Source organism: Priestia aryabhattai B8W22, from assembly GCF_000956595.1.
GTDB lineage: Bacteria > Bacillota > Bacilli > Bacillales > Bacillaceae_H > Priestia > Priestia aryabhattai.
This window is the reverse complement of record NZ_JYOO01000031.1, coordinates 37,645-54,679: the sequence shown is the minus strand read 5'-3', so window position 1 is coordinate 54,679 and position 17,035 is coordinate 37,645. Positions and strand designations below refer to the sequence as shown.

The window sequence follows — 17,035 nt, the reverse complement described above, 5'->3', positions numbered from 1 at the left end:
TCAAAAGAATAGAGAGCTTTTTTTATTCGTATTTTTTCACTGTTACTTGACACTCTTTTAACGGGATAAGTTTTGACTTTTTCGTCCATTTGTATCCTAACCAAACAATTAAGAATAAAGGCAGTCCGATATAAGAAACAAGTACACCGTACCAGTCAATCGAGTCACCCATAAACGCCGAATAGTTTTGGCCTAAAATAACAACGGCACATAAAATAAAGGCAAAGATAGGGCCAAATGGGAAAAGTTTTGCATGATATGGAAGTTCACTCAAATCATGACCTTGAGCAACAAATGCTCTTCTAAAACGATAGTGGCTAATCGCGATTCCTAACCAAGCAATAAAACCAGACATACCAGAAGCGTTAAGTAACCATGTGTATACCGCACCATCTCCAAAGAATGAAGCACCAAATGCAAGTGTACCGACAAGCGCCGTTGCGATTAAGGCATTAACCGGAACGCCTCGTTTATTCACTTTTGCTAAGAACCTCGGTGCTTTTCCATCTTTCGCTAAGTTCCACAGCATACGTGTAGAAGCATACATACCTGAGTTACCAGCAGATAAAACAGCTGTTAAAATAACGGCATTGATAGCTGATGCAGCAAACGCTAGACCTGCTCGTTCGAATATTAAAGTAAAGGGACTTACTCGCACATCATCACTTGCTAAGGAATCCGCTGTGTATGGAATAAGCATCCCGATAACAAAAATAGCTAAAATATAAAATAACAAGATGCGCCAGAAGACTTGTTTAACTGCGCGAGGAACCGTTTTTTCTGGATCTTCACTTTCTCCAGCTGCGACTCCAAGCAACTCTGTTCCTTGGAATGAAAAACCTGCAGCCATAAAAATACCTAGGACAGTAAAGAATCCACCATGAATAGGTCCATCACCAAGCGTGAAATTTTTAAAACCTGGTGCTTCATTGTTAAAGATACCAAAAATCATCATAATACCAATAACTAAAAAGATGATAACCGTTATTACTTTAATTAACGAAAACCAAAATTCTGATTCACCAAATCCTTTTACAGAAAGGTAGTTAAGCCCAAACATAATTAATAAAAAGAGGGCACTCCATAAAATAGAAGAAGAGTTCGGGAACCAAAATTTCATAATAAGGGCTCCAGCGGATAATTCAGCTGCAATCGTAATAGCCCAGTTATACCAGTAGTTCCAGCCGAGAGCGAAACCAAAGGATGGATCTACAAACCGAGACGCATACGTACTAAACGAACCAGCTTCAGGCATATAAGCTGCGAGCTCCGCCAGGCTGGTCATCAAAAAGTAAACCATGACGCCAATGATCGCGTAAGCTAAAAGCGCTCCCCCGGGTCCTGCTGTGTGAATTGCTCCACCACTTGCTAGGAATAAGCCGGTTCCGATGGCTCCTCCTAATGAAATCATCGTTAAGTGGCGAGATTTCAACCCACGTTTTAATTCTTGCTGCTCTTGCATAGATAAATACTCCTTTCGAATGTACGGAAAGAGACGGGATAACATAAAAAAAGACCCGCAGTATATGTGCGCGCTTTTAAATCTGAAAACCGCGTCAACCTTCCGTGAAGATAGCTCTTCACATCATTCGCATGATGTGACAGTTCTGTTCCTGTTCGGAGACAGCCCCAGCTTAAATCAACCGAGAAATGATCTAAACTTCGGCAATTTTTCCTTTCAAGCAACATCATAAATGTTCTCTGCATTTCCGTTACTTTACTATTAAAAACTGCGACCTCTACCTCATCGATTAGGATGAGGGTTTTTTATATTCAATTGACATAAAAGAAGTATATCAAATACTAAAACGATTGTCATTATAAAAATAGATTCAGAAAATAGAAACATCTTTGAAATCTCTCGAATCTATTTTGTGACATATGGTATAATAAATATTGTCTTCATAATACATAAATATCCGAACGTACCACAGGGGGAGCCGCCGTGCTGAGAGTGAACAAATTGTTCAGACCCTTCGAACCTGTTAGTTAACGCTAGCGCAGGAATGTGGGAATAGTAGCATATATTTGCTTACTCCTGTGTAAACCGTTTGATATGAATGATTCAAAAACAGGAGTGAGAAACGTGAATAAAGCATTACCTTTACAGGCTAAAATTGAAATAGCTATTTTTGCAGCATTGGCACTTTTACTTGATCTTTTGCCTTCCATTAAGATTGCAACGGCTGTGAGTATTTCGTTCTCCATGGTGCCCATTTTTATTATGTGCTTTCGCTGGGGAGTAAAAGGCGGAGCTCTATCTGGTCTATTATGGGGGCTTTTGCAGTTAGCAACAGGAACGGCTTATATTTTAACAGCGCTGCAAACATTTATTGAATATATTGTGGCTTTTGCTTTTATAGGTTTTGGGGGTGTTTTTTCACAATCTATCAAAACAAATTTAGTTAACAATAACAGATCAAAAGCTTTTGTTTTAATTGTTCTATCCCTTATTATCGGCAGCTTCGCGCGCTATTTCTGGCACTTTATTGCTGGTATTATTTTTTGGGGATCATATGCGCCAAAGGGAATGTCCGCTTTGTGGTATTCTTTTTCAATGAACGGTATTTCAATGGTAGGGTCATTAATAGCCTGCTTAATCATTCTTTCACTATTAATTCCATCGGCATCAAGAATGATTGTAACTAAATCACACTCATAATAAAAAAGACTAAATCTACCAAGATTTAGTCTTTTTTTGTCATTTGTCACCTTTGTTTACACGAAAGTGTGTCAGGTTTGATAACATAGTTAATGAAATATTCAAAAAACTGTTTTATGATAATCACCATATTCAAACGAGATAAGGGATTGATAGCATGCTACAGAAATGGATCACGAGCATAGGGTTAGATATTGGAACAAGCACAACAAAACTGATTGTAAGCAAGCTGTTAATAGCAAATCAACAAAACCAGTTTACGCTGCCAGGCTGTCAAATTATTGATCGTCGCGTAACGTATGCAAGTTCCATCTATACAACACCTATGGTAAACGAAGTTGAAATCGATGTTCGAAGGTTAACACTATTACTAGAAAAAGAGTACAAAAAAGCAGGGGTCTCCTTAGATCAAGTGGAGGCAGGCGCTGTGATTATTACAGGAGAAACTGCTCGGAAGCAAAATGCAGAGAGTATCGTTCACTATCTAGCTGAACACGCTGGGGATTTTGTTGTTGCAACAGCTGGTGCTGACTTAGAAGGAATGTTAGCGGCAAAAGGATCGGGAGCAATCGAACGTTCTGTTGAAACAAATCGAGTAATTGCTAATATCGATGCAGGGGGAGGCACCGCTAACATCGCTTTATGTCAAAATGGCAAAGTGATAGAGACGTTCACATTGCATGTAGGCGGAAGATTAATTCGTCTGAATTCAGATGGTTTTGTTACCTACGTTTCGCCTTATTTAACTGAATTTTTAAAAAATAATTCTTTGATGCTGTATGAAGATGAAAAAGCAACATTTGAAAAACTCTCTTCTATCTGTCAATTGCTAGCTGAAGAAACCGTGAATTATGTAAGAGCACTGACTCAAACCTCTTCGCTGCTCGTTTCTCCTCATATAAGGTCTTCTATACAGCCGGAAACAATCATGGTTTCAGGAGGAATAGGAGCAATGATGAAGAAACAAAAGCCAAAAACAGTGAAGGAAGTGGCCGTACACGGAGATATCGGTCCGCTGCTAGCGTATCACTTTCAATCCATACAGGTATCTCAAGCCGCTGAAACAACGCGCGCTACTGTCATTGGAGCCGGCATGCAAAATACAGAAGTTAGCGGGTCAACCGTATACATTGGGTCTAAACGGCTGCCGCTGAAAAATATTCCGATTATAGAGATACCCGTACAGCAAGAAGAGGAGTGGAATCCGCAGCTGTTTCAAGAAAGAGCTCGAACGGCATGTATGCAGGCTTCAATTGTTTTCAGTGCAGAAGATCCTCCCGCTGCTATTGCTTTATCTCATTTTCCTTACTGCAGCTATAAGATGCTTCAAGAATTAGCAAAAGTAATAAGCGTTGAATTCATTGCTTGTTTTAAGGGAGCTAAGTGCCTCGTTGTTTTATGCGAGCAAGATATTGCAAAAGCTTTGGGACAAGCACTAGCCAAACAGAAGAAAGAATTAGAAATTATTTGTTTAGATCAAATAGATTTTACACACGGAGATTACATTGATCTTGGATTACCAGTAGCTGGAGAAGCAATCTCTGTTTCCGTTAAAACGCTCGCTTTTTCATCCTAACCCACTAAATATACAAGGAGGAAACGATGTTTAAAACTACACGATTATTAGGAGAAACATTTTCATTTTATAGCTTAAAAGAAATCATGGCCAAAGCAAACGAAGAACGTTCTGGAGATCAGCTAGCAGGAGTCAGCGCTGAGTCAATGAAAGAAAGAATGGCAGCCAAACAAGTTCTAGCTGATATAACACTTGCTGATATTCGAAATTACCCTCTGCTCAGCGCAGATGAAGACAATGTCTCGGCGTTAATCGAAAGTCAAATTGATTCATCGATTTACGACATTATAAAAAATTGGACGGTAGGGGAGTTAAGAGAATACATCTTATCTGATGAGTATACGGGAGAAGACCTTCTTGCGCTTAGCAAAGGATTAAGCAGCGAAATGATTGCGGCAGCTACTAAAATTATGTCCAATTTAGATTTAATTCAAGGAGCAGCCAAAATAGAAGTGCAAACCACTTGTCAAACGACTATCGGCCAAAAGGGCGTATTGGCTTCCAGAGCTCAGCCTAATCATCCTTCAGATAACTTAAAAGGAATGAGAGCATCTCTCTACGAAGCGTTAAGCTATGGAATTGGGGATGCGGTTATTGGAATTAACCCCGTTATTGACACAACGGATAATATCTACGCGCTTTTAAATGAAACAAAAAATATAATCAATGAATGGTCCATCCCTACTCAAAACTGTGTGTTATCACATGTAACAAGTCAGATGAGAGCAATCGAAAAAGGAGCACCGGCGGACTTGATTTTTCAAAGTTTAGCAGGAACAGAAGCCGGTAATGACTCATTTGGGATTTCACTGCCTATGCTCGATGAAGCAACAGCGTTAATTCATGAAAAAGGTACAGCAAAAGGTCCGAACCGCTGGTATTTTGAAACAGGACAAGGTTCTGAACTGTCAGCAGAAGCTCACTATAATATTGATCAAGTAACGCTCGAAGCTAGATGCTACGGCTTAGCTCGCCACTACAAGCCTTTCTTAGTTAACACGGTTGTTGGATTTATTGGACCTGAATATTTATATAACAGCAAACAAGTCCTACGAGCTGGGCTAGAAGATCATTTTATGGGCAAAATGCACGGATTGCCTATGGGAGTAGACGTATGTTACACCAACCACATGGATGCTGATCAAAACGATATGGATAATTTAAGTATGCTTCTAGGAACAGCTGGAGTGAACTTTGTAATAGGAGTGCCCATGGCTGATGACTGCATGCTAAACTATCAGTCTCTTAGTTATCATGATATCGCAACCGTGCGCCATGTACATGGCCGTACCCCAACGCCTTTATTTCAAAAATGGCTAGAAGATCAGCGTATTATGGAAAACGGACGCTTTACATCAAGAGCTGGAGACCCAACTATTTTTATGAATTTGATTTAAGGAAGGTGCTTACTATGATACCAAAGTCAAATCGCGATCCGCTTGAAACACTTAAACAATTTACCCCTGCCCGCATAGGTGTCGGTCGTACGGGAACAAGGCCGCTAACAAAAAACGTTTTATCTTTTCGTACGGATCACGCCGCAGCTGTAGACTCTGTATATGGAGTAGTTTCAGAAAATCTTCTATCTGAATTTAATCTTTTTTCTGTGAATACACGCGTGGAGTCAAAAGAACATTATTTAAAACGACCGGATCAAGGAAGATTATTAGCAGATGACGCTAAGAAAGAGATTTTAAAAAACTGCGTGCAGCAGCCTGATGTACAAGTAGTGGTATCAGATGGACTGAGCGCTAAGGCAATCGAAGAAAACATGAGCGACGTGTATCCTGCTTTAATTGATTCCCTGCAGTCATATGGACTTCGTGTCGGGACTTCATTTTTTGTAAAAGGAGGACGAGTTGCATGTATGGATGAAATTGGCGAGATTATAAAACCAAAAGCACTTGTACTATTGATTGGAGAGCGACCCGGACTGGTCAGTGCTGAATCAATGAGTGCTTACATGTGCTATGAACCTAGCAAAGGGAAAAAAGAGTCTGATCGTATGGTTATTTCTAATATTCATAGAAGAGGAACGCCTCCTATTGAGGCAGCCGCACATATCGGTACCATGATTAAAAAAATGATCAAGCAGCAAACAAGCGGTGTACATCTTATTGTCTAAACATCAAAAGGAGGAAAAGGTATGGCGTTACAAAAACAATTAAAACCTATTCATTTATGGGCTATTTCAGTCGGCATGGTTATTTCGGGGCAATACTTTGGGTGGAATTACGGGTTTGAACAAGGCGGGATTATCGGACTTGCAATTGCAACCTTGATTGTAACCGTGTTTTATACGACGTTTATGTTCAGCTATGCAGAGCTTTCAACATCTATCCCGCAAGCCGGTGGACCTTCAGCTTATGCAAGAAGAGCACTTGGACCTTTTGGCGGATATATCGCCGGAATTGCATGCTTGCTCGAATTTATTTTTGCTCCTCCTGCTATTGCGGTATCAACAGGAGCATACCTGCACTTTCTTATCCCAGCAGTTAACCCTGTATATGCAACGGTAGGTGCCTTTATTTTCTTTGTTTTACTAAATTTAATCGGGGTAAAAGAAGTAGCGGTGATTGAGCTTACAGCTACCATTGTTGCACTAATTGGTTTATCTATTTTTTATGTAGCTGGTCTGCCTCATGTACAAACATCAAATATCTTTAACGATCATTCATTTATTAATGGTCCAACAGGAGTACTGGCAGCTATTCCATTCGCTGTTTGGTTTTATCTAGCAATAGAAGGCGGAGCGATGGCTGCGGAAGAAGTGGAAAATCCTAAGAAAAACATCCCTAAAGGGTTTATTGGAGCAATTATTACTCTAGCAACCGCAACGTTGTTTACACTATTTGTAACAGCAGGACTTGGCGGAGGAAGCGGGAAGCTAGCCGATTATCCACTTCCACAGGCACTGTCTTCTGTATACGGAAACGGTATTTCAACGGTTGTTGCTATTATTGGATTATTCGGATTGATTGCTAGTTTAAATGGAATCATCATGGGGTTTTCAAGACAGACCTATGCACTTGCACGAGATGGTTACTTTCCTAAATTTCTTGCTAAAACGAATAAAAAAGGAGTTCCTGTCGGCGGTTTGTTGATTCCAGGAGCAATCGGTGTGATTTGTGCTGGATCTGCCACGTTTGCCAATGCCCTTATTATCTTATCTGTATTCGGAGCAATGATGATGTACTGCATCAGTTTAGTTTCTCTTTTTATTTTACGCAAAAAAGAACCTAACCTGTCTCGTCCTTTTAAAGTGAATTACCCGGTAGTGCCAAGCATTGCCTTAGTATTAGGGATTCTGTGCTTATACAGCATTATAAAATACAGTGTTCTTACAACAAATTTAATGCTGTTTGGTGTTTCTTTACCTTTAATGTATGTGATTCTTGGAATTTTCCTTCTTTCAATTATTTACTATGTTTTTTATGGTTCAAGACAGCTTAAAAAAGAGGCATCCAATTCATATCAAGAAGCATCTATTAAATAAGAAGAAAAACGGCTTGCTTTTACAGCAGCCGTTTTTCTTGTGAAATTAAAGGGTTGAGCGTTTTTTTGTAGAATGATATACTAGGTCTGTTTGTTGGAAGAATATACATACATTTATATTAGATAAAGAAGGGGCAATTATGATGAACAAACGTAATACAATCATTATCACGGTTGTTTCATCTATTCTGTTATCAGCCTGTCAACAAGAAGAAACAATAAAAGACGGAAATACAATGATAGTAGAAAAAGATGCAAAAAAAGTACTAAACGAACCAAAAACACAGGTAGAAAGCATTCAATCAATTGATTTGAATAAAGAAGCAATGAGCGGAAAATTTATCACAGCCTGGATGACTGATTACTTTTCAGCGTTCGGAAAAGCAATTGATGAAAACTCTTTTAATGATCTAAAAGCTTTTTTGAAAGCGGACAGTTCTTTTTATAAAGAGCAGAATCTTCTTGTTGAAAATTTCACACGACAAGGCATCGAGCAGAAGAAGCAAACGTTTCATATTGTCAATTGGTATGAAGAACCTAACCATGTATTTAAAATACAAACCCATGAGGAAAGCTTATTAAAACAGCCCGGTAAAGATCCTTACAGCAAAGTTTGTGACCGCCTTTATACAGCTGTTTACCAAAACGATACGTTAAAGTTATCGAGTGTAGAACCATTCGACTTTTCATCTAAACCAAATACAAACACTGAAAATCCCACTACACAAACAACAGATTTACACGACTACGATGGAAAATGGACCACTGGCAATGATAACGGATCTCCTATCATTCAATTTCTTGCTACATCAAACTCAGAAGCGACGATTAAAATAAATTCGTACCAGCCTCCTAGCAAAATCCGCGTGTCAACCGTTGAACAAAAAAATATTCGCTTTGAAAATAACCAAGCAGCCATTAAATATGAAAATGATGGACAAGGAAATAAAGGCACCATTGTCATTACGCTTAAAGAAAACTCCATTTCGTTACTTGCTAAAACAGATCAAAATAAAAAGGCAAAATGGGGAATTCCAAGCGGTGATTACGTGCTCGATACGTTTGAAAATTAAAGACCATTTTAAGAACAGACTAAATTCGGCGTTGAGGAGGACACCTTATGCATAAAAAATGGACGATTGCATTCGTTCTACTGCTGCTAATGGTTTTGGCGGCCTGTGAAGAAAAAGAAACAGTTAAGTTATCCAAACCAACCGAACCTTCCTCAGATGAAGTGATCCCAAAGGATCAAGCTAAGTCATCTATCAAGCCTGATCTTGTATCAGAAAAAAAAGCAGAAAAAACTGCAGTTGAGACGATGAATAAAATTTCAAGTACCTATAAAGAATTGGGCGAAGAGTATGAATGGGATAATGAATCTAACCCTGCTGATTATGAAACGCTAAAAAAAGCGCTAACGCCATATGCAACATCATCTTTAATTGCAACAAAGTTAAAAAGTATCTCCACTAACTACTACTGTAAAGAATGTAATATGAGCTTTTTCCCTGATGTTAATCATGTTATTCGATTTGAACTTATTAACAATCATGCTGGACAATTTTCGGTGTCAGCCATTGAGCCAATTAGTAAAGAAGGAAGCGGCGGGCTGACCATCTACATGAATTTCAAATACGTAAATAAGCAATGGAAGTTAAATGAATGGGATGAAGTTACCTATCACCAAAAATACCTCAACATTACGGCTGATGAATATAGGGAATACGTGAAGTCAATTAATCCTTCTAGCGACATTTCATACCAAGGTGAAACTACTCGCACAAATGAAAAAGGGGAAAAGGAAGAAATCTTGATTTTTAAAGAGAATAATAAAAAATATGCCATCAGCAAAATCAGTTCTCAGCGCATCGACGATTTTAAAGAAGATGAAAAAGAAAAAGAAGAGAAGGAAGAAAAAGAGTTTAATTTAAAAAATATCCAAAAGGTTGATCAAGAAACAGCAGATATTTTTATTGAACATTATTTACGAGATTTAACAAAGTCCATTAACACGAATAAATTTGAACACGTACAGCCTTATATCCAGCGAGACAGTGTTTTATGGAATGATCAAAAGCAGCTTGTGAAGATGCTTTATGAAAGAGACATCCGAGAAGAACTTGTTGACTATTCAGTATTAGACGTCGAAACCGCGAGTGAAGAAGAAGGTGAAACGGTCTATACAATCCGAACAAAAGAAGTCATTTCAATTACAACGAACGGTCAAAGTCAAGAAAAAGAGTACTATCGAACGTATACCGTTTCTTATAACGATAAACGGCTGCACTTGACTAAAATTGAATCCCTTTAAAAAACATCACGCTTTGCGTGATGTTTTTTATTTACAGATAGTATAAAAAGGTTTGAGGCTATTACGATAACTCTTTCCGATCATCTGCCTGGGGTAATTTTTCTATCCATCCTTTTTTAATCATTATTCGCCCAAAAGAAGAGATGGTTTTTAAATTCCTTATCCTTTACTTGACTAACGCAAGATAACTCTTCCTTATCAAGCGTTCATATGATAAAGTAGAGAAATAAGCGGAAAATAGAATTATTTTTACATATAATGGATATTTATATTAAAACCTTAAAAAAATAAGCTTTCTAAATTGAGTTTTGAGAGGTTTTTTGAAACTTTTAATGGTATTTATCCCGACCTTAAAAAAGTTCGTTATATTTAATTCTGGTTCATTTTAAAAGCATATCTTTATTTTCGATAATTAGGAGGGGTAAAATGGAAGAATTTGAATTGTCGCCTGTAAAAAATTCGTTTCGTCAGCTTAAAGAGCAGTGGGAAGAGGCAGAGCTGTTGGATGAAGATAACAACTTGAATTTAAAGCACGTTTCAGATGAAGAATTTATTCAGCTCTTTTTTTCGATGCGTATTATCAAAAAATCACTTTCTCCTCATACGATTAGATCTTACAATCAAGACATGAAAACAATTCTGTCTTTTTTCTATGAACGAGAGATTACATTAAAATCGATTGGGTTTATGGAAGTCAAATTATTTAATGAAGAAATGATGAATCAATATGCAAATCGCACCGCTGCAAGAAAACTAGAATTTTTTAGAAGAATGCTAGAGTTTGGACACGCTACTCATTTTTATCCTTCGCTGTATACGACGTGGATTGAAAAACCATCTATTGCAAAAGGACATTATAGCGACAAGGAAAAACAAAATCGCACTGAGTATCGAGAGCTAACTGATCGCGAAGCGCAGGTAATTGTAAATGCGTTAGAATCCGTCGTGCGCATTCGCCAGCATGAGAAGGAATTTAAAGCTCGCAACCGCTTAATGGGAATGCTTTTGTACATGAGTGGAATGCGTTCAAGTGAACTGCTGAGTTTAAATTGGGGAAGCTTCCGCGAAGAACGCCGGGGAAATTTGGTTGTAGATGTGATTGGTAAAGGAAAAAAAGAACGCACGATTCCCGTGTTTGATGATGTGAAAGAAACACTTTTCGCTTATCGGCACGCGTTAAATGAAAGCACTGAACTAAGTCCTTTTGATACCGAACCGCTTTTTTACTCCATTAAAGAATACTATCGTACCGGCGAAAAAAAACGATTATCCTATACAACTTTGTATCGAACGATTAAATCAGCTGTTTATAAAGTAAAAGGAAACGCATCTATTTCTCCTCATTGGTTTCGTCATACCTTTATTACAAACAGTTTAGCTAATGACGTTCCGCTTGCGGTTGTGAAGCAAGTAGTGGGGCATTCTTCTATTGCTACAACGAACGTTTATCTTGAAAAACTTCAAGAGGATACGGTATACGACGCTTTTCGGAAATCGGGCTATCGCTAATTACTTATAATATTTTTATGTAAACTAAAAGTAAATATATTTTCATTTTTACTGCTTATGCGTATGAAATAAGTTGGATAAATGAATAAGTTACTTTTCCTACAATATAATGGTAGAAAGTCGATAAAGGAGGGAGCTACCTATGACGGCTAAACATCCGCTTCACTACCATTTCGGAGAAGTAACGGAGCTTTTTCATTACATATATGAAGTTTGTGAAACAGCAGGTATTTATATTGACTGGAGCGGAACAGCCCAAACCGTTCAGCTATACCGAAGCAAAGAGTCTTTTTTATCGGGAGAACGCTATATCGGAGCGATTCAGTATGAAGGAAGCAATCAGTTTCAAAAAAGGTGGCCTTCTACTGTCAGCTTGAGATTTCGACGTGCGAACTTGTCGTTTATTTTAAAATATTGTTTAGAACAAATTGAAGACTACCGCAAAGATACGAACAAAGAACCCTTCATTAATCCAAACGCAGAATCCATCGCTTTTAAATTCACCTCTTTAACAGATGAAACCAAACAAGTGATTTCAAAAATTAAAGAAGTACTATGCATCGCCAACTACGTATAAAACCCCGCAGAATGTTAGCTGTGGGGTTTTGGGTGTTTAACGCAGGTCTTCTGCGTCTTGAAGCAATTGTTCGGCGCGGTATTCAAGTTTTTGTAAAGTGTCGGTATAAATCTTTACCTGCTGCTCGTTTAGCTGGGATGTTAATTCGGAAAATACCTGCTCTACAGCAGGCGTCACTTCTGTTTTTAAACGCAGGCCGTCTTCTGTTATTTGAATAAAAAACGAGCGGCGATCTTCTGGGTTTCTAACACGCTGAATCCAATTTTGTTTTTCTAGTAAATCTAAAATTTTAGTCAGCGTCGCTTGATCTTTATCTGCTCGCTCCGCTAATTGCTTCTGCGTACTATATTCAGCTTCTGATACGCGTTTTAAAACGGTCCACTGTTCTGGCGTAATTCCAAAAGGACGCAAGCGTGCGGCAACCACTCTGCTTAAGCGCTTACTTGTACGAACTGTGGGAATGCCGAATATTTCTTCTAACGATTCCATATAAAACCTCCTGCATACATACCTGCTGTGATTATATCAGCTCTTTTAATTTCTGTAAATTTGTTTGTAAAGGTGACGACTTATAAAAATAAATTTGTAGAATAAATTGCAAATACACTAGACTTATTGTGTGTATCCTTGTAATCTAGTGTAAGAATAGTTAAACTTTTTCAAAAACAGTAGGGGGTACACACATCCATGATTAAGGCGGTATTTTTCGACTTAGATGACACGCTGCTTTGGGATCAAAAAAGCGTAAAAGAAGCATTCGTTGCAACATGTACATATGCAAGTGAGAAATATAATCTGAAACCTGAAGAACTAGAAGAAGCGGTGCGTAAGGAAGCAAGAGAATTATATGCTTCGTATGAAACCTATGAATTTACGCAAATGATCGGCATTAATCCGTTTGAAGGATTATGGGGGAATTTTTTAGACGATCATGATGAATTCCGCAAAATGAAAGATATTGTTCCTACTTATCGCAAAGAAGCATGGACTCGAGGTCTTCGTGCCCTAGGAATTCACGATGATGCTTTTGGAGCGGAACTAGCCGAGCGTTTTCCGTTAGAGCGCCGCAAAACACCTTTTGTATACGAAGAAACGTTTGAAGTGCTTGATCAATTAAAAGGAAAGTACAAGCTGCTGCTGTTAACAAACGGTTCACCTGACTTACAAAATACCAAATTAGACATTACATCAGAACTGGTTCCATATTTTGATGAGATTGTGATTTCAGGGGCATTTGGTCGCGGTAAGCCGGATCCGTCTATTTTCGATCACGCTTTATCACTTATGGATTTAAAGAAAGATGAAGCAATTATGGTTGGAGATAATTTAATGACAGATATATTGGGTTCTTCTCGCGTTGGGATGAAATCTGTATGGATTAATCGTCACGATAAAGAGCGAAATGAAGTCATTCCTACTTACGAAATTACACATTTAAGTGAATTGCATTCAATTTTAGATGAACTAAATTCATAATACAAACAAACAAAAAAGAGGCGGAAATCGTCTCTTTTTTGTTATAAAAATAAGTACAGAAGTCTCTTCAGATTCTATATCCGTTCAAAATCCCCCTGACTTCAGTCAAGATTGTTAATTACATACAGAAAAAAACGCCTGTCTTTTGTTTTATAGAAAAAGAAGGCGTTTTTTTGTAAAACCATCTTGTTTGTCATAGAAAGAGCAAACCATACTACAATCCCTGAATAAAAAGAAGGAATATACAAGGGAAGCGGAGCAGACGATAGACATAAAAAGAAAAAGAGAATAGACATAAAGCGCGTTAGTGTAGTCAAGTTCAAAAAGAACGTGTATCATTGTAACTGCTGGTAACAAAAGATAGACATAGAATATAAATAAAAAGTTATGAGAAAGGAAAAGGTGCGTGCATCACGTTAAAGACATATGAACAATAAACATACAAAAACAACTACTGAATTTAGTAATAAAAAAATAAACATGCATTTAAATAGAAAGCTATCAGCCGCTATTATAGCTGCGTTTCTTTTTACTTTACTTTTTTGTTTTATGCCAGGTATAAAAGAGTCAATTCCTAATTTTTCTATTAAAAAAACCAGTCCGCATTTCATTAATTTATTTCCTTTATACCTTTTATTTTTTACACCCTTCTTTTTAATAATGGGGACGTTAGGCACGGTTATCGTTGATTTATTAGTCAGTGCTTTTGTTAAAGAACGCAGTAAAAAAATTGATTTTATCATGTCATTCATATTTCATGCTATTTTTGGATTTTTAATGTTTGAATTTGGAATGATGGGCGTCATTCTTATTTTTATTGTTGACCGTATTCTTTCAATCCGTAAAGAAAGCTACTCTTATTTATATCCACTGGGTTGCTTAGTGCTGTCGGCTATTATTGGAACTCTTATCTATTTCATTTCTACTATCGTTTAACAAAAGAATAATAAAAAAGAGACCTCAAAAGTTAGATATAGTCTAACAATCCGGGTCTCTTTTTTTGCTTCTTTCTTCTTCCAAAAACACTAATTGGGTAAGTTGTTTAGTTTGCTATGCTATCGTTTGATAAATCAAAAAGATATTTAAACAAATGACCAATGCAGCTATCACCCAAGCTACAGTAGTTGTTGCTTTATGATTAACCAACCCGCCCATGATTTTTTGATTACTTGTGAACATGATAAGAGGAACGAGCGCAAAGGCAATTCCGAACGATAAAATAACTTGACTGACAACTAGTGCACTTGTTGGATTTACGCCAAGTCCGATAATCAAAAGCGGCGGAATAATGGTAATGAAACGGCGAAGATATAAAGGAATTCTACGTTTAATAAATCCTTGCATGATGACATCTCCAGACATCGTTCCGACCGAAGAGCTTGAAAGTCCTGAAGATAATAATCCAACACCGAACGCAATAGCTGCAAAGGGACCAATTAAATGTTCAAATTGTGTAAAAGCCACGTCCAAATCTTGCACGTTTAGTCCGTTTTTAAAGAATAGAGCGGCTGCGACAATCAGCATGCTTGCATTAATTGCACCAGCAATAATCATGGCAATAACAATATCAATAAATTCAAAGCGGAAAATCGCTTTTTTCTCCGATTCTGTAGCTCCTACCACGCGGCGCTGCGTAAGAGCTGAGTGCAAATAAATCGCGTGTGGCATAACTGTAGCACCTAAAATTCCAGAAGCTAACAGCACGCTGTCCGTTCCATGAAATTGAGGGACAAATAAGCCGTGGACAACACTTGCGCCGTCTGGATGCGCAAGAAACATTTGAGTCCCAAAAGCTAATACCACAATAAAAACCATGGCCGCAATCGCTGCTTCTAGCAGTCGAACACCTCGTCTTTGTAACTCTAAAATAGCAAAAGAACCTACCGCTGCGATAAGTGCCGCTGGGAACAAAGGAATATGAAATAATAAATAAATTCCAAGAGCAGCCCCAATAAATTCTGCTAAATCCGTTGCCATAATGACCAATTCTCCTTGGATCCAAAGCCCAAAAGAAACGAAGGACGGGAAGTGTTCCTGTGCTATCTCGGGTAAATTCAAGCCCGTTGCAATCCCTAATTTAGCTGATAACGATTGAATTAAGACAGCCATTAAGTTAGAAATCAATACAACCCAAAGCAGCATGTATCCGTATTGAGAGCCCGCTGCAATATTAGTAGCAAAATTACCTGGGTCAATATAAGCAACCGCTGCGATAAAAGCAGGCCCTAAGAAAGGCAATAATCGCTTAATTCCTTTTGTTTTACCCGACAATACGTCTTGAGCACTTAGCTGCATAGCTGATAATGCTTTACTGCCGTTTTGATCTTTCATGTCTAGTGCTCCTTTCTTTGATGAACAATAAATAGCCCGAGCTAATTTTTTTATATGAAGTATAAAATGTTTCCTTAATGCAAATTATATGCTAGCAAAGGTTCTTTTGACAATAAAAAAGTTTAGCAAAAAATATAAAACATCTTCAGTTGTTTTTTATCCCGTTTGGCACAACTCTTTAAATGCGCAGCCGTGACAGGAGGAAGGCGTATCTGCTTGAGGGAAATGCTCAAGCGGAAGAGGCTGATTTACCTCTGAGTGTTCCAAAAAAGTTTTCATATAGTCAATGCTTGTATCAACTTGCCGAAGAACAGCTTCAATTTCGTGAAGAGTAAGTTGATACGTACGCGCACTGCCTGAAAGCAAGTATTCGTTTCGGACTTTTATTCGATCAACGGAAATATTATATTCAGCTAGCACGTAGAGGGCGTATATCGCGAGTTGAAACAAATCATCTTTTGTTTGTTTACTTGTTTTCCAATCAACAATCGTAAATTCGTCTGTGATAGGATTTTTAAAAAGAGAATGAAAAGGCGCATATACTTTATGATCATACACATTTATAGAACGAAACGACTGATGAGACTCTACTTCTAAAGAAGGTGAAGACAACACGTCGCAAAAAGATTTACTTTGTAAAAAGTTATGTACACAAATGTGTACCCGCTTTTGCATGTCTTTAAGATCTTTTTTAGAAATATAGCCATTTTCGTAGAATTCTAAAAGCATCTTATACTGAGCAGGTTTATGATACCAAAGCTCTCCATAGTCAGTAGAATCACGCAGTGCGTTATTTAGTAGCTGCTGCACTTTCTCGACTAAGTTTTGTTCACTCGGGACAAGCTGTGTAGATGTATAGTCAGAAATGGCCTCTGTAATTACTTGACGGACGGCTTGTCCTGCGTACATAGATAAAGTAGAAACCTTTTTTAAACGATAAGCGCTTTGAGACTGTGCAGAAGCGCTGTCAAGCCAACCGTTGTGTGAGACATAATAATGATATGCATACTTTCGGTTGCACTGTGTGATCATTTTATGTCTGGAGTACGACCATGAAAATTCAGGGAAATCAGTGATTTGAAACAAGCTATTCACATC

Annotated in this window: 15 protein-coding genes and 2 riboswitches; of the genes, 11 read left to right on the top strand and 4 right to left on the bottom strand. The window is 37.9% G+C overall.

From position 1 onward, the window contains the following. Positions 1–22: 22 nt before the first annotated feature. Positions 23–1,462 carry an amino acid permease gene (locus N178_RS20625; RefSeq protein WP_029714962.1) on the bottom strand — a complete coding sequence of 480 codons (1,440 nt, stop codon included), beginning with the start codon at positions 1,460–1,462 and terminating at the stop codon, positions 23–25. A 103-nt stretch (positions 1,463–1,565) separates the two neighbouring features. Next, positions 1,566–1,750: riboswitch (Lysine riboswitch) on the bottom strand. Between the two features lie 173 nt (positions 1,751–1,923). Then, a riboswitch (TPP riboswitch) is annotated at positions 1,924–2,024 on the top strand. 32 nt (positions 2,025–2,056) lie between these two features. Between N178_RS20625 and thiT the strand changes: the two genes are divergently transcribed. The 9 genes from thiT (at position 2,057) to N178_RS20580 (ending at position 12,130) form a co-directional block, all read left to right on the top strand. Beyond that, entirely contained in the window at positions 2,057–2,662 is a 606-nt protein-coding gene (thiT, locus tag N178_RS20620; RefSeq protein WP_045294515.1) for an energy-coupled thiamine transporter ThiT, read from the top strand. A gap of 157 nt (positions 2,663–2,819) precedes the next feature. Next, positions 2,820–4,238 (top strand): ethanolamine ammonia-lyase reactivating factor EutA, encoded by a 1,419-nt coding sequence (locus tag N178_RS20615; protein WP_045294511.1) that lies wholly within the window; start codon positions 2,820–2,822, stop codon positions 4,236–4,238. Positions 4,239–4,264: 26 nt separating this feature from the next. Next, positions 4,265–5,635 carry an ethanolamine ammonia-lyase subunit EutB gene (locus N178_RS20610; protein WP_045294510.1) on the top strand — a complete coding sequence of 457 codons (1,371 nt, stop codon included), beginning with the start codon at positions 4,265–4,267 and terminating at the stop codon, positions 5,633–5,635. Positions 5,636–5,649: 14 nt separating this feature from the next. Next, positions 5,650–6,363 (top strand): ethanolamine ammonia-lyase subunit EutC, encoded by a 714-nt coding sequence (gene eutC / locus N178_RS20605; RefSeq protein WP_045294508.1) that lies wholly within the window; start codon positions 5,650–5,652, stop codon positions 6,361–6,363. 21 nt (positions 6,364–6,384) lie between these two features. After that, on the top strand, positions 6,385–7,734 hold the full coding sequence (eat, locus tag N178_RS20600) for an ethanolamine permease (protein ID WP_045294506.1): 1,350 nt from the start codon (positions 6,385–6,387) through the stop codon (positions 7,732–7,734). 139 nt (positions 7,735–7,873) lie between these two features. Continuing rightward, complete coding sequence (locus N178_RS20595; protein ID WP_045294504.1) at positions 7,874–8,806, top strand: TcaA NTF2-like domain-containing protein; 933 nt, start codon at positions 7,874–7,876, stop codon at positions 8,804–8,806. Positions 8,807–8,853: 47 nt separating this feature from the next. Next, positions 8,854–10,044, top strand: a complete 1,191-nt coding sequence (locus N178_RS20590) for a TcaA NTF2-like domain-containing protein (protein WP_045294502.1) — start codon at positions 8,854–8,856, stop codon at positions 10,042–10,044. Positions 10,045–10,470: 426 nt separating this feature from the next. Continuing rightward, positions 10,471–11,553, top strand: coding sequence for a tyrosine-type recombinase/integrase (locus N178_RS20585; protein WP_045294501.1), 1,083 nt, complete (start codon positions 10,471–10,473; stop codon positions 11,551–11,553). 142 nt (positions 11,554–11,695) lie between these two features. After that, positions 11,696–12,130: a hypothetical protein gene (locus tag N178_RS20580; RefSeq protein WP_013083346.1), complete on the top strand. Its 435-nt coding sequence runs from the start codon at positions 11,696–11,698 to the stop codon at positions 12,128–12,130. Between the two features lie 36 nt (positions 12,131–12,166). On the opposite strand, the gene N178_RS20575 is transcribed toward N178_RS20580, so the two are convergent. Further along, on the bottom strand, positions 12,167–12,619 hold the full coding sequence (locus N178_RS20575; RefSeq protein ID WP_045294500.1) for a MarR family winged helix-turn-helix transcriptional regulator: 453 nt from the start codon (positions 12,617–12,619) through the stop codon (positions 12,167–12,169). Between the two features lie 198 nt (positions 12,620–12,817). Between N178_RS20575 and N178_RS20570 the strand changes: the two genes are divergently transcribed. Continuing rightward, a complete protein-coding gene (locus tag N178_RS20570) occupies positions 12,818–13,606 on the top strand; it encodes an HAD family hydrolase (RefSeq protein ID WP_013057222.1) in 789 nt (262 codons plus the stop codon). A 426-nt stretch (positions 13,607–14,032) separates the two neighbouring features. Next, positions 14,033–14,542 (top strand): hypothetical protein, encoded by a 510-nt coding sequence (locus tag N178_RS20565; protein ID WP_045294499.1) that lies wholly within the window; start codon positions 14,033–14,035, stop codon positions 14,540–14,542. A 114-nt stretch (positions 14,543–14,656) separates the two neighbouring features. On the opposite strand, the gene N178_RS20560 is transcribed toward N178_RS20565, so the two are convergent. Together N178_RS20560 and N178_RS20555 are read right to left on the bottom strand one after the other, a co-directional pair. Continuing rightward, the gene (locus N178_RS20560; protein ID WP_045294498.1) at positions 14,657–15,937 is read right to left on the bottom strand and encodes an Nramp family divalent metal transporter; all 1,281 of its coding nucleotides are present in this window, start codon (positions 15,935–15,937) and stop codon (positions 14,657–14,659) included. A gap of 156 nt (positions 15,938–16,093) precedes the next feature. Then, complete coding sequence (locus tag N178_RS20555; RefSeq protein WP_237758558.1) at positions 16,094–17,032, bottom strand: PD-(D/E)XK nuclease family protein; 939 nt, start codon at positions 17,030–17,032, stop codon at positions 16,094–16,096. Positions 17,033–17,035 lie beyond the last annotated feature (3 nt).

Excerpts from the sequence above, each read along its gene's own strand:
- thiT (WP_045294515.1), top strand. The coding sequence starts at position 2,057 with ATGAATGATTCAAAAACAGGAGTGAGAAACGTGAATAAAGCATTACCT.
- eutC (WP_045294508.1), top strand. The coding sequence starts at position 5,650 with ATGATACCAAAGTCAAATCGCGATCCGCTTGAAACACTTAAACAATTT.
- N178_RS20560 (WP_045294498.1), bottom strand. The coding sequence starts at position 15,937 with ATGAAAGATCAAAACGGCAGTAAAGCATTATCAGCTATGCAGCTAAGT.
- N178_RS20625 (WP_029714962.1), bottom strand. The coding sequence starts at position 1,462 with ATGCAAGAGCAGCAAGAATTAAAACGTGGGTTGAAATCTCGCCACTTA.
- N178_RS20615 (WP_045294511.1), top strand. The coding sequence starts at position 2,820 with ATGCTACAGAAATGGATCACGAGCATAGGGTTAGATATTGGAACAAGC.
- N178_RS20570 (WP_013057222.1), top strand. The coding sequence starts at position 12,818 with ATGATTAAGGCGGTATTTTTCGACTTAGATGACACGCTGCTTTGGGAT.
- N178_RS20610 (WP_045294510.1), top strand. The coding sequence starts at position 4,265 with ATGTTTAAAACTACACGATTATTAGGAGAAACATTTTCATTTTATAGC.
- eat (WP_045294506.1), top strand. The coding sequence starts at position 6,385 with ATGGCGTTACAAAAACAATTAAAACCTATTCATTTATGGGCTATTTCA.
- N178_RS20595 (WP_045294504.1), top strand. The coding sequence starts at position 7,874 with ATGATGAACAAACGTAATACAATCATTATCACGGTTGTTTCATCTATT.
- N178_RS20565 (WP_045294499.1), top strand. The coding sequence starts at position 14,033 with ATGAACAATAAACATACAAAAACAACTACTGAATTTAGTAATAAAAAA.
- N178_RS20575 (WP_045294500.1), bottom strand. The coding sequence starts at position 12,619 with ATGGAATCGTTAGAAGAAATATTCGGCATTCCCACAGTTCGTACAAGT.
- N178_RS20590 (WP_045294502.1), top strand. The coding sequence starts at position 8,854 with ATGCATAAAAAATGGACGATTGCATTCGTTCTACTGCTGCTAATGGTT.
- N178_RS20580 (WP_013083346.1), top strand. The coding sequence starts at position 11,696 with ATGACGGCTAAACATCCGCTTCACTACCATTTCGGAGAAGTAACGGAG.
- N178_RS20585 (WP_045294501.1), top strand. The coding sequence starts at position 10,471 with ATGGAAGAATTTGAATTGTCGCCTGTAAAAAATTCGTTTCGTCAGCTT.